The sequence below is a fragment of the Leucobacter sp. cx-42 genome, assembly GCF_014529985.1.
GTDB lineage: Bacteria > Actinomycetota > Actinomycetes > Actinomycetales > Microbacteriaceae > Leucobacter.
Genome location: NZ_JACVMU010000001.1, coordinates 160,091 through 172,757 on the forward strand (window position 1 = coordinate 160,091; position 12,667 = coordinate 172,757).

General features: G+C 61.5%; 12 protein-coding genes. 1 reads left to right on the forward strand and 11 read right to left on the reverse strand.

What is annotated here, in order from left to right; genetic code table 11:
• Positions 1-4: 4 nt before the first annotated feature.
• The 5 genes from ICM05_RS00685 to metG are packed head-to-tail and all read right to left on the reverse strand — an operon-like array spanning position 5 to position 5,002.
• Positions 5-673, reverse strand: coding sequence for a DsbA family oxidoreductase (locus ICM05_RS00685; protein WP_188022640.1), 669 nt, complete (start codon positions 671-673; stop codon positions 5-7).
• A gap of 42 nt (positions 674-715) precedes the next feature.
• Positions 716-1,645 carry a 4-(cytidine 5'-diphospho)-2-C-methyl-D-erythritol kinase gene (locus ICM05_RS00690; RefSeq protein WP_188022641.1) on the reverse strand — a complete coding sequence of 310 codons (930 nt, stop codon included), beginning with the start codon at positions 1,643-1,645 and terminating at the stop codon, positions 716-718.
• Positions 1,646-1,675: 30 nt separating this feature from the next.
• Entirely contained in the window at positions 1,676-2,557 is an 882-nt protein-coding gene (gene rsmA / locus ICM05_RS00695) for a 16S rRNA (adenine(1518)-N(6)/adenine(1519)-N(6))-dimethyltransferase RsmA (RefSeq protein WP_188022642.1), read from the reverse strand.
• The gene (locus ICM05_RS00700; protein WP_188022643.1) at positions 2,550-3,419 is read right to left on the reverse strand and encodes a TatD family hydrolase; all 870 of its coding nucleotides are present in this window, start codon (positions 3,417-3,419) and stop codon (positions 2,550-2,552) included. The genes rsmA and ICM05_RS00700 overlap by 8 nt, the downstream gene beginning before the upstream one ends.
• Positions 3,416-5,002 (reverse strand): methionine--tRNA ligase, encoded by a 1,587-nt coding sequence (metG, locus tag ICM05_RS00705; RefSeq protein WP_188022644.1) that lies wholly within the window; start codon positions 5,000-5,002, stop codon positions 3,416-3,418. The genes ICM05_RS00700 and metG overlap by 4 nt, the downstream gene beginning before the upstream one ends.
• Before the next feature lie 109 nt (positions 5,003-5,111).
• On the opposite strand from metG, the gene ICM05_RS00710 reads away from it, so the two are divergent.
• A complete protein-coding gene (locus ICM05_RS00710) occupies positions 5,112-6,452 on the forward strand; it encodes an aminotransferase class III-fold pyridoxal phosphate-dependent enzyme (RefSeq protein WP_188022645.1) in 1,341 nt (446 codons plus the stop codon).
• Between the two features lie 96 nt (positions 6,453-6,548).
• Here ICM05_RS00710 and ICM05_RS00715 read toward each other — a convergent pair whose 3' ends face one another.
• From ICM05_RS00715 to atpA, 6 genes are all read right to left on the reverse strand, one after another.
• Entirely contained in the window at positions 6,549-7,385 is an 837-nt protein-coding gene (locus ICM05_RS00715) for a protein phosphatase 2C domain-containing protein (protein WP_188022646.1), read from the reverse strand.
• A gap of 52 nt (positions 7,386-7,437) precedes the next feature.
• Positions 7,438-8,211, reverse strand: a complete 774-nt coding sequence (locus tag ICM05_RS00720) for a YaaA family protein (protein ID WP_188022647.1) — start codon at positions 8,209-8,211, stop codon at positions 7,438-7,440.
• Between the two features lie 72 nt (positions 8,212-8,283).
• Positions 8,284-8,544: a F0F1 ATP synthase subunit epsilon gene (locus tag ICM05_RS00725; RefSeq protein ID WP_188022648.1), complete on the reverse strand. Its 261-nt coding sequence runs from the start codon at positions 8,542-8,544 to the stop codon at positions 8,284-8,286.
• Positions 8,545-8,547: 3 nt separating this feature from the next.
• The gene (gene atpD, locus ICM05_RS00730; protein ID WP_188022649.1) at positions 8,548-10,005 is read right to left on the reverse strand and encodes a F0F1 ATP synthase subunit beta; all 1,458 of its coding nucleotides are present in this window, start codon (positions 10,003-10,005) and stop codon (positions 8,548-8,550) included.
• Positions 10,006-10,029: 24 nt separating this feature from the next.
• Positions 10,030-10,917 (reverse strand): F0F1 ATP synthase subunit gamma, encoded by an 888-nt coding sequence (locus tag ICM05_RS00735; protein WP_188022650.1) that lies wholly within the window; start codon positions 10,915-10,917, stop codon positions 10,030-10,032.
• Between the two features lie 78 nt (positions 10,918-10,995).
• Positions 10,996-12,621, reverse strand: coding sequence for a F0F1 ATP synthase subunit alpha (gene atpA / locus ICM05_RS00740; RefSeq protein ID WP_188022651.1), 1,626 nt, complete (start codon positions 12,619-12,621; stop codon positions 10,996-10,998).
• Positions 12,622-12,667: the final 46 nt, after the last annotated feature.

Sequence of the window (12,667 nt, forward strand, 5' to 3'; positions counted from 1 at the left end):
GACGTTACTGAGCATCGCGCTCGAGCTGCATGACCTGCTCGAATGCGCCGGCGAATGCGTCTGCCGCCTGCGCGCCAGAGATGCCGTACTTCTGGTTGATGAGGAAGAACGGAACGCCGTTCGCGCCGAGCATACGGGCACGAGTGATGTCAGCCTCGACCTTTTCCGCGTATGCTTCGTCGTTCAGCGCCGCACGCACGCCGTCTGCGTCGAGGCCTACCTCGCTCGCAAGACGCGCAATAACGTCGACGTCCGACAGGTTTTCACCGTCGGTGAAATATGCGCGGAACAGACGCTCGAGCAGCTCGTGCTGCAGCCCGTTCTCCTTCGCGAAATGCAGCGCACGGTGTGCGCGGGCAGTGTTCACGTGCTGGATATCGCCAAAGTTGAAGGTAATGCCTTCGTCTTTGCCGAGGCCGGTCATCTGACCGAGCATGCCCTCGACAGACTCACGCGGCATGCCCTTGTGCTTCACGAGGAAGTCGATCTCGTTTCCAACGAAATCGAGGGGCGTATCGGGGGCCAACTCAAAGCTGTGCGATTCAACTTCGAACGCCACGTCAGGGTTGTTTGCTTGGAAAGCCGCGACACCCGCCTCAAAACGGTGCTTACCTACGTAGCACCAGGGGCATGCAATGTCGGACCAAATGTCTACACGAATCTTTTCGCTCACATCTGTTCCAACGTGCATGTGCCGCGATCTATTCCCAAGTTGTTACTCGATCACGCGAGCGCCAGGCACGGGGCCGGTGGCGGTCAGCGCGCGGATCCCACGACGCGTCAGCACACCGCACAGTTCGGCGGCCGACTGCGCGTCGTGCGCGAGGAACGCAATCGTCGGCCCCGAACCCGAAACGATACCCGCAAGGGCACCGTGCGATTCACCGAGTTCAAGCAGCTCGGTGAGCTCAGGTGCAAGCCGGAGCGCTGCCGCCTGCAAGTCGTTGTGCATCGAGTCTGCGAGCGACTCGGGATCGCCGATACGCACCGCCTGCAGCACGGCGGTCTCCACCTTCACGTACTCCGGCTGCGGGCCGAGCGTGCTCAGGTGATCGTCACGGTGGGTATCGAGCATGCGGTACACCTCAGGCGTGCTGAGACCGAGGTCAGAGAGCGCGAGCACCCAGTGGAAGCTGCCCTGCGCGAGCGCGGGGCTCAGCTGGTCGCCACGACCGGTGCCGACCGCGGTGCCTCCCTCGAGCGCGAACGGCACGTCGGCACCAAGCTCGGCAGCAAGCTCCAGCAGGCCAGAACGACCAAGGCCGGTGCCCCAGAGTTCGTCGCATGCGAGCAGAGTCGCTGCCGCGTCAGCGGATCCGCCGCCCATACCGCCAGCAATGGGAACGCGCTTGATAATTGCGAGCTTCACGCCACCGGTGTAGCCGGTGCGTTCGGCAAGCAATTTTGCCGCGCGGATCGCAAGGTTCGAGTCATCTACCTCGAGGGCCTGCACGTCAATCGGACCACCAAAGGTGACCGAGAAGTCATCAGCGTGCGTCGCGGTGACTTCTTCAAAAAGTGATACGGCCTGGTACAGCGAGGCTACGTCGTGGTAGCCATCCTTCTGCAGGCAGCCAACCCGGAAGAAGACGTTAATCTTTCCCGGAGCTCGTACGGTGATAGACCGTCGCTGAGTGGTCAACATATGGCCACCGTAGCGCACGACCGGCTCATGTCACGCATCGGGTGTAACCGAGCGCGCAATAGCGAGGAAATCACCGGTGCTGAGTTGTTCAGCGCGGGTGGTCGGAGCGATTCCGGCGCGTTCAATGACGGCCGTGGTCTCTTCCATGTTGCCAAGCACTGCCTGCAACGATTGGCGGATCATCTTGCGACGCTGGCCGAAGGCCGCGTTGATGAGCGCGAAGGTGAGCTCGCGCTCAGCCTCGGTGCCCATCGGCTCAGCAGCCTTCTCGTAACCGACCAGTACCGAATCGACGCCGGGTACCGGCCAGAAGATCCGGCGGCTCACGGTGCCGGAAATGCCCCAGTCGCCGTACCACGCAGCTTTCGCGCTCGGTGCGCCGTACTCCTTCGAGCCAGGCTTTGCGGCGATTCGGTAGCCAACTTCCGCCTGCACCATAACGAGGCCAGAGCGCAGGGTCGGGATCAGCTCAAGCAGGTGCATGAGAATCGGCACCGAGACGTTGTACGGCAGGTTCGCAACCAGGCGCTCGAGCGGAGGCAGATCAGCAAACGTCTCAGCCGTTACATCAAGCGCATCGCTGCGGATCACGCGGAACCGCGGCGCCTCAGGGTCTTCGAACACCTCGGGCTGCATGGTGCGGATCGTCGCGCCAAGCTCTGCAGCAAGGCGCGGATCAATCTCAACAGCGGTCACGTCAGCGCCAGCTTCGGTGATGCCGAGCGTCAGCGAGCCGAGGCCAGGGCCGATCTCAATCACGCGGTCGCCGGGTTCTACCCCTGCGAGGCGGACAATCTTACGAACCGTGTTCGGGTCAATCACAAAGTTCTGACCGAGCTTCTTGGTGGGTGAAACATCGAGGCGTTCAGCCAGTTCACGCACCTCAGCGGGGCCGAGCAGTCGCTCACTCATCTTCAGTCTCTTCCCACGAGCCATAGACTCGCTCGGTATTCGCTACCAGTTGTGCGCACAGCTCGTCGAGCGGCTGCGCAAGAACCTCTGCCATGCGGCGCACCGTGTGCGGCATGAGATACGGCGCATTCTGACGGCCGCGGAACGGCTCGGGCGTGAGGAACGGCGCATCCGTCTCCACCAGCACAAGCTTCGGGTCTGCGATCGCGAGTGCCTCGCGCAGCGCTGGTGCGTTCTTAAATGTCATCGTGCCCGAGAACGACATGTACCAGCCGTTGTCGTTGCAGATCTTTGCGAGCTCCGCATCACCGGAAAAGCAGTGGAACACCGTCCCAGCGGGGGCGCCAACACGCTTCAGCGTGGCAACGACCTCGTCATGCGCGTCGCGATCGTGGATCTGCATCGCGATCTTGTTCGCCTTGGCGATATCGATGTGCGCTTCGAACGACTCGTACTGCGCGGCGCGACCGTCTTCTCCCGTGCGGAAGAAGTCGAGGCCGGTCTCACCGACCGCCCGCACGCGTGGCTCACTTGCGAGCCGCGAGATCTCAGAGAGGTGCGTGCACAACTCGCCCTTCACAGCAAGCTCTGGCGCCTCGTTGGGATGCAGCGCAACGGCCGCAAGCACGCGCGGATCACGCGCCGCGAGTGCGGCGCTCCAGCGGCTTGACTCCAGGTCGGTGCCAACCTGAACGATGCCTCGCACGCCGGCCTGAGCCGCACGTGCGAGCGCATCCTCGGGCTCGAGTACGGTGAAGCCGTACTCGAACTCGAGATGGGTGTGGTTGTCGTATACCGGGAGCGGCAGCGATTCAGGAATCGCTGGCAGCTCGCCCCGAGAACCGGAAGTAGCCTGACTCACTCGCCCGCTGCGTCCGTTTCGATACGCGGGAACAGAACTGCAAGCTGGTGCTGCTCGGTGCCCGGCTTGAGCTGACCCCAAGTGCCTGCCTCACGGAGCGGCTGCTCAGCGAGCGCACCGAGGGTTGCCTCTGCGCCGAGAGCGGTCCAGAGCTTCGTGGTTGCCTCAGGGATGACCGGCGAGAGCAGCACTGCGAGCGCGCGCAGGCCTTCGTTCACCGTGTACAGCACGCGGCCGAGACGGTCGCGCTGTGCCTCGTCCTTTGCGAGCACCCAAGGCTCCTGCAGGGTGATGTAGCCGTTCAGCTCATCGACCAGCTGCCAAACCGACGACAGTGCGTCGTGGATCATGAAGTTCTCGATCGAAGCGTCTGCTTCGCCTGCGACGCGCGCTGCAAGCTCGCGGATCGCGATATCTGCAGCCTCTTCTGCGCCGGGCTCGGGCACGACGCCTCCGAAGTACTTGCGGTTCATCGCGAGGGTACGGCTGGCAAGGTTACCGAAGCCGTTCGCGAGCTCTGCGTGATAGCGAGCGTCGAGGTCTTCCCAGCTGAACGAGCCGTCGTGACCGAACGAGATCGCACGCATGAAGTAGTAGCGGAACGCGTCAGCGCCAAAGGTGTCGGTGATCTCGTTCGGTGCGATACCGGTGAGCTTCGACTTCGACATCTTCTCGCCACCAACGAGGAGCCAGCCGTGCGCAAACACGTTTGCGGGCACTTCAAGGCCAGCAGCCATGAGCATTGCGGGCCAGATCACCGCGTGGAAGCGCAGAATGTCTTTACCCACGATGTGGGTTGCGGGCCAGCGGCGGTTGAATTCTGCCTCATCAACGCCATAGCCGGTTGCCGTGACGTAGTTCAGGAGTGCGTCGAACCACACGTAGGTCACGTGCGACGAGTCCCAGGGAATGGGGATACCCCAGTCGAAGGAGGTACGCGAGATCGAGAGATCTTCGAGACCTTGCTGAACGAATGCGATGACCTCGTTGCGCGCGCTTGCAGGCTGCACGAAGTCGGGGCGCTCTTCGTAGAGCGCGAGCAGGCGGTCCTGGAATGCGCTCATCTTGAAGAAGTAGTTCTTCTCCTGAAGCAGCTCGAGCGGCTTGGAGTGAATTGCACACACCTTCTCGCCTTCGAATGCGCCTTCGCCGTCGACGATCTCGCTCTTAGGCTTGAACTCTTCACAGCCAACGCAGTACAGCGCTTCAAACTCGCCAGCGTAGACGTGGCCGTCGTCGTACAGCTTCTGCAGGAACTTTGCGACGCCCTCTTCGTGGCGCTTATCGGTCGTGCGAATGAAGTCATCGTTCGAGATGTTGATCGTGTCGAGGAGCGGCTTCCATGCCGACTCGACCAGGCGATCCGCCCACTCCTTGGGCTCAACACCGTTTGCGGTTGCCGTGCGCAGGATCTTCTGACCGTGCTCATCGGTACCCGTGAGGAACCAGGTGTCATCGCCAGACTGGCGGTGCCAGCGAGCGAGGACGTCCGCAGCGACCTCCGTGTAGGCGTGCCCGATATGAGGGGCGTCATTCACGTAGAAAATGGGCGTCGTCAAGAAGAACGATGAAGCGTTGGACATACCGACCATTCTATCGTCTGCGTCCGACACCACACATTTACGCACCGGTTCTTTACGATCGCGCCCGTAACAGACTGGAATTTCGGGTCGCAGGAGTAAGATTAAGCGCATGAGCGAAGCCATCGTTACGGAAAACACCATCCCCCAGAAGCGCAACGTCGTGACCGATATCCCCGGCCCCCGTTCGCAGGAGCTGCACGCACGTCGCCAGGAAGTAGTTCCGCCCGGCGTTCACAGCCTCCTCCCCGTCTACATCGAGCGTGCACACGACTCGATCATCATCGACGTTGATGGCAACAGCATCATCGACGTGTGTGGCGGCATCGGCGTCACCACCATCGGCCACACCGACGACGCTGTCGTCGCTGCGGCACGCGAGCAGATGGGTAAGGTCACCCACACGCTCTTCACCATGACCCCGTACGAGCAGTACGTGCAGGTCGCTGAGTACCTCGCAAAGTACGCTTCGGCAGACGAGAAGTACAAGACCGTCCTCGTGAACTCGGGCTCCGAGGCAGTCGAGAACGGCGTGAAGATCGCGCGTAAGCACACCGGCCGCCCCGGCGTTGCTGTGCTTGAGCACGCATTCCACGGCCGTACGCTCCTCACCTCGAGCATGAACCACAAGGGCGCTCCCTACGCACAGGGTTACGGCCCCCGCGCAGGCAACATCTACAAGGCTCCCAACTCGTACCCGCTTCACGACGGCCTGACCGGTGCAGAGGCAGCAGCACGCACCATCGCTTACCTCGAGAAGGCAGCCGGCGCGGAAGACCTCGCTTGCCTCGTCTTCGAGCCCATCCAGGGCGAGGGCGGCTTCGTTGTTCCCGCAGACGGCTACCTCCCCGCGCTCGCTGAGTGGTGCCGCGAGAACGGCATCGTCTTCATCGCTGATGAGGTCCAGGCGGGCATCGCTCGTTCGGGCAAGATGTTCTCGTTCCAGCACTTCGGAGTGCAGCCTGACCTGATCCTCACCGCAAAGGGCATCGCGGGCGGTCTCCCCCTCGCTGGCGTCACCGGCCGTGCAGAGATCATGGACAAGTCGCAGCCCGGCGGCCTCGGCGGCACCTTCGGCGGCAACCCCGTTTCCTGTGCAGCTGCGGTTGCAGTGTTCGAGCAGATCGAGTCGCAGAACCTCCTCGCAGAGGCGCAGCGCATCGAGGCTTCGTTCATGGCTGGCCTGCGTGGCCTCCAGGAAAAGTACGAGGCTGTCTCAGACGTTCGCGGTCACGGTGCCATGCTCGCTATCGAGTACTCGAAGCCCGGCACCACGACTCCCGACGCTGATCTCGTTGCACACGTCGTCGACTACGCGGCCAAGAACGGCGTTCTGCTGCTCTCGACCGGTGTCTACAACCAGGCGATCCGCCTGCTGCCGTCGCTCAAGATGACCGACGAGCTCATTGCAGAGGTCATCACCGTTATGGACGAGGCCCTCGCAGCTGCGTAACTCGCACACACGGAAATAGTTCAGCGCCCCGGTTCCCAAAGGAATCGGGGCGCTGAACTATGTAGGCGGTAGGCGTTGCGCTGATCCGCGCCCGAATTACGCCTCGTCTGCCTCTGCGTCGAGAATGAAACTCCCGGTGTCAATGACATCACCGACGGAGTGCACGTCGATAATCACGACCGTAACGTTGTCGCGGCCTGAGTTGTCGAGGGCTTCCTTGAGCAGCGCATGAGCTGCATCTTCTGCGGTGGAGGAATTCGCGAGGAAGTACTGAATGCCGAGGTCAGTTAGCTCCTTGACGAGTCCATCAGAGCACAGGAGGAGGCGCTGGCCAGCGATCGTCGCGAGCGTCGTGTAATCGGGCACGGGAGGCTCGTTGAAGCCAACGGCGCGCGTGATGACGTTTGCGTGCGGGTGCGTCTCTGCTTCTTCCTCAGTAATCGCACCGGTATCGATCAGATGCTGGACTACTGAGTGATCAACGGTGATCTGGCTCAGCGCGCCCTTGAAGTATTGGTACACACGAGAATCACCAATGTTGAAGATGCGCCAGACCGGAGTCTCTTCTTCGCTCGAGAGCAGCGCACCCGTAACGGTCGTACCAGCGCCGAGGTCAGTGTCACCAGCGTCGACCTGAATATCACTCACGGCCTGCGTCAGGAGGGTTTCAATGCTCTGTTCAGTCGCAGTGAAATCATCGCGCAACTCGGCGAGCCGGTTCACGACAGCTGCCGACGCAACCTCGCCAGCGGAGTGACCGCCCATGCCGTCAGCAACCGCAAACACGGGAGGGGTCACCACGAAGCTGTCCTGGTTCGTCTCGCGACGGCGACCGACATCGGTCAGTGCGAACCACGAAAGTTCGACCTCGAGCTCGCTCTCCGCAGAGACACGAAGCCTCCGCCTTACAGCGTTCTCTCCACGACCGATCACCGGTTCTCCTCCTGAGGGTTGGACTGTCATTCTATTCTCCGCGTATCCGACTTCACCGAGCGCCTGGCGCGCCAACGTTCGTCACGAGTTGAAGTGGGGAGTTGTGCGGATCAGTCTCCGCCTCGCTCAACTCCAGCTCATTCGCTGCAGCCCAAGCAAGTAGATCGGCACGGGAGTGAACCTCAGCGCCCGATTCGGCAAGCGCACGCACGAGCGCACCCTTACCGGCTTTATTGAAATGATTGAGTGCACGCACGGTGCCATCTTCGGCACGGCTCAACACATTCACCGAGTCACCCGCGCCGGCAGGAAGCGGGGCGAGTGCGGCGTAGTCTTTGGCACGCAGATCGAGCACGTAATCGTCCGTGTCCCAGATCTCGGCGTGAGCGTCTTGCCAGACCCGCTTCAGCGGGCGCGCGAGCGCAGGCAGACGCGTTGAGGCAGACAGTCGGTAGCTGGGAATCGCATCCGTCGCTGCGATAAGTCCATAGAGCGCTGACTGGACACACACGTGATCGTCAACCCAGGAGCGTGCCTCGGGCGAGAGCGACTCAACGTCGAGTGCGTCGTACAGCACTCCCGTGTAGCGCTCAATCGCTGGCAATAGCTCCCCCGCGTCGAGCACGAGGTTCAACGCTGCGTCACCGCGGTTCTTGACTCCGAGCTTCAGAGCGCGGATCGCGGCGTCCTCATCACGGCTGAGCGTAATGAGCGCGTCTCGCACTGAAGACCGAGCAGCGGTGAGTTCCTCTGCGAATGACAGGGTCTCTGGAAGACCCGATCCGCCAAGACGTTTCGTCTCGGACGGTGGCAGAAGAACTCTCATGTATTTTCCTTAGAAATGGCGCAGGGCCGGTCGCGTAAAGCGAACCGGCCCTGCGGTAACCGCGTGGGAGGGTTAGGCCAGAACTGCCGTACCCGCGACCACGGTCACGTTGTCGTTGTCGACCGAGAAGAAACCGTCTTCAGCGTTGACCGTGATGGTCTCGCCTGCAACAGTCTTCACACGCACCTCACCCTGAGCGAGCAGTGCGAGGAAGGGCTCGTGACCAGCAAGGATGCCGATCTCGCCTTCGACGGTCCGCGCGACCACCTGGGTGGCTTCTCCCGACCAGAGCTTGCTGGTAGCGGAGACCACGCTGACGTTGAGTGCAGCCATGGACTAAGCCATTTCCTTCTGCATACGTGCCCAGTTTTCCTCGACGTCCGAGATGCCGCCGACGTTGAAGAACGCCTGCTCTGCAACATGGTCGAACTCGCCCTTTGCGATCGCATCGAACGACTCGATGGTCTCCTTAAGGGGGACGGTCGAACCCTCAACACCGGTGAACTTCTTCGCCATGTAGGTGTTCTGCGAGAGGAACTGCTGGATACGGCGTGCGCGTGCAACCGTAATCTTGTCTTCTTCCGAGAGCTCGTCGACACCGAGGATGGCGATGATCTCCTGGAGTTCCTTGTTCTTCTGCAGGATCTGCTTGACGGTGGTAGCCACGCGGTAGTGATCCTCGCCCAAGTAACGGGGATCCATGATGCGCGACGACGAGGTCAGCGGATCGATCGCGGGGTAGAGACCCTTCGATGCGATCTCACGCGAAAGCTCGGTAGTTGCATCGAGGTGCGCGAAGGTGGTTGCCGGAGCCGGGTCGGTGTAGTCATCCGCAGGCACGTAAATTGCCTGAAGCGACGTAATCGAGTGACCACGGGTCGAGGTGATGCGCTCCTGGAGGATGCCCATCTCGTCCGCGAGGTTCGGCTGGTAGCCCACTGCCGAAGGCATACGGCCGAGAAGGGTCGAAACCTCCGAGCCAGCCTGCGTGAAGCGGAAGATGTTATCGATGAAGAGGAGAACGTCCTGCTTCTGAACATCACGGAAGTACTCAGCCATGGTCAGAGCCGAGAGCGCAACGCGAAGACGCGTCCCGGGGGGCTCATCCATCTGGCCGAAAACAAGTGCGGTCTTGTCGAAGACGCCTGCTTCTTCCATCTCGTGAATCAGGTCGTTACCCTCACGGGTACGCTCGCCGACACCTGCGAAGACCGAAACACCACCGTGGTCCTGAGCCACACGCTGGATCATCTCCTGGATGAGGACGGTCTTACCAACGCCTGCACCACCGAACAGACCAATCTTGCCGCCCTGAACGTAGGGGGTCAGAAGGTCGATCGACTTGATGCCGGTCTCGAAGAGCTGAGTCTTCGACTCGAGCTGGTCGAATGCCGGAGGAGTGCGGTGGATGCCCCAACGCTCGGTAACCTCGATGGTCTCGCCATCAGGCAGGTTGAGGACGTTACCAGCAACGTCGAAGACCTTGCCCTTGGTGATGTCGCCAACGGGAACCGAGATCGGTGCACCGGTGTCAGCAACTTCCTGGCCACGGACCAGGCCGTCAGTCGGCTTCAGTGCAATCGCGCGAACGAGATTGTCACCGAGGTGCTGAGCAACCTCGAGCACGAGCGTGAAAGGCTGTGCGCCTTCGCCCATGTCGACGGTGGTCTCGAGCGCGTTGTACACGGCGGGGATCGCGTCGTGCGGGAACTCGATGTCGACGACGGGGCCGGTTACGCGAGCAATGCGCCCGACAACCTTGGCCTCATTCGCCACTGCGGCGGTTTCGGTCATGTCTCTTCTCTCTTCGTGCGTGTCTTAGTTGGACAGCGCGTCAGCGCCGCCCACAATCTCAGAAATCTGCTGGGTGATCTCAGCCTGGCGAGCGTTGTTCGCGAGGCGGGTGTAATCACGGATCAACGAATCCGCATTATCACTTGCCGCCTTCATCGCCTTCTGCGTTGCCGCGTGCTTCGAAGCTGCCGACTCAAGAAGTGCGTTGAAGATACGCGACTCAATGTAGTCAGGGAGCAGCTTGTCGAGAACGACGTCTGCCTCGGGCTCGAACGAGTAGAGAGGCTGAGCCTCTACGCTCTCGTCAACGCCGTCGACGATCTGCAGCGGGAGCAGGCGGGTAACCTGCGGTGCCTGAGTCACCATGCTGATGAAGCGGTTGAAGACCAGGTGAATTTCCTGGACGCCACCCTCTTCTGCGGGGCGAAGGAACGCCTCGATGACAGCCTCAGAGATTTCCTTAGCAGTCTCGAATGTGGGGTTCTCGGTATCGCCGGCCCAGATGCGCTCCGAAGAACGACGGCGGAAGTTGAAGTACCCCTTGGCCTTGTTGCCAACGAGGTAGTAGCTAACTTCCTTGCCCTCTGAGCGAAGCAGCTCGCTGAGCTCTTCGGCTTCCCGGAGAACCTGCGAGTTGAACGCGCCAGCGAGTCCGCGGTCGGAGGTGAAAATCACCACAGCGGCGCGGGTGACCTTGTCGGCCTCCGTGAGCAGCGGGTGATCAGTCTTCGCGTGCGTGGCGACCGCCGACACCGCGCGAGTGATCGCGTCGGTGTAGGGGTTCGATGCGTCAACGCGGGCTCGTGCCTTTTGAATGCGCGAAGCCGCGATCAACTCCATCGCACGGGTGATCTTCTTGGTCGTCTGGGCAGACTTAATTCGCTGCCGGTAGACCCGAAGTTGCGCTCCCATGTCTCTCCTGTTTGCTTGAGGCTAGTGTCTAAAAGTTGAGGTGACGGGTGGGGGCCGAAGCCCCCACCCTGTCAGCAACTACTTCTTGACGACCAGCTGCTCCTGCTTGATCTCGGACTCGTCAAGGGCGTTGAACTGCTCTGCGAGGGTCTTGCCCTCTGCAGTGCGGAACTCGCTCTTGAACTTCTCGATCTTCGCGGTGAGCTCTGCAACGATTTCGTCCGAGAGGACGTTGGTCGAAGCGAGGTTCGAAAGCGCGTCCGAGTTACGGCCGAGGAAGTCGAGGAACTCGCGCTCGAAGCGGAGGATGTCCTCAACGGGGACGTCATCAAGGAAGCCCTTGGTGCCAGCCCAGATCGAAACGGTCTGCTCTTCGACAGCGTACGGCGAGTACTGGGGCTGCTTGAGGAGCTCGGTGAGGCGTGCGCCACGCTCGAGCTGCTTGCGGCTTGCTGCGTCGAGATCCGAAGCGAACATTGCGAACGCCTCGAGTGCACGATACTGAGCGAGCTCAAGCTTCAAGGTACCCGAGACCTTCTTGATCGACTTCACCTGTGCGTCGCCGCCAACACGCGAAACCGAGATACCCACATCAACTGCGGGACGCTGGTTAGCGTTGAAGAGGTCCGACTGGAGGAAGATCTGGCCATCGGTGATCGAGATCACGTTGGTCGGGATGTATGCCGAGACGTCGTTCGCCTTGGTCTCGATGATCGGAAGACCGGTCATCGAACCTGCACCGAGCTCGTCCGAGAGCTTTGCACAACGCTCCAGCAGGCGCGAGTGCAAGTAGAAGACGTCACCGGGGTATGCCTCGCGCCCCGGCGGACGACGGAGGAGCAGCGAAACGGCACGGTAAGCCTCAGCCTGCTTCGACAGATCATCAAAGATGATGAGGACGTGCTTGCCGTCGTACATCCAGTGCTGGCCGATTGCCGAACCGGTGTACGGTGCGAGGTACTTGAAGCCTGCGGGATCAGATGCGGGCGAAGCAACAATGGTGGTGTACTCCATTGCGCCTGCGTCCTCGAGCGCGCCCTTCACCGAAGCGATGGTCGAGCCCTTCTGGCCGATAGCGACGTAGATGCAGCGAACCTGCTTCGACTTGTCGCCGGTCTCCCAGTTAGCCTTCTGGTTGATGATGGTGTCGATCGCGATAGCGGTCTTACCGGTCTGGCGGTCGCCAATGATGAGCTGACGCTGGCCACGGCCAACGGGGATCATCGCGTCGATTGCCTTGATACCGGTCTGCAGCGGCTCGTGAACCGACTTACGCTGCATAACGCCGGGAGCCTGGAGCTCGAGCGCACGACGGCCCTCGATGCCAGCGATCTCGCCGAGACCGTCAATGGGCTCACCCAGCGGGTTGACCACGCGGCCGAGGTAGCCCTCGCCTACGGGTACCGAGAGAACTTCGCCGGTACGAGTGACCTGCTGGCCCTCTTCGATGCCGCCGAATTCACCGAGAACGACAACGCCGATCTCGTTCTCTTCAAGGTTCTGGGCGAGGCCCAGGGTGCCATCCGCAAAGCGGATGAGCTCGTTTGCCATAACGCCGGGGAGGCCCTCGACGTGAGCAATACCGTCGGCGGCGTCGATGACCGTTCCGACCTCGGTCTTACCCGCCTGAGCCGGCTCGTACGACGCTGCGAAATCCTTCAGCGCGTCGCGGATCTCATCCGGGCTGATTGAGAGTTCTGCCATTTCGTTTCCTCTGTCTGGTCCGGAAGCGCCGCCCCCGGGTTAGGTA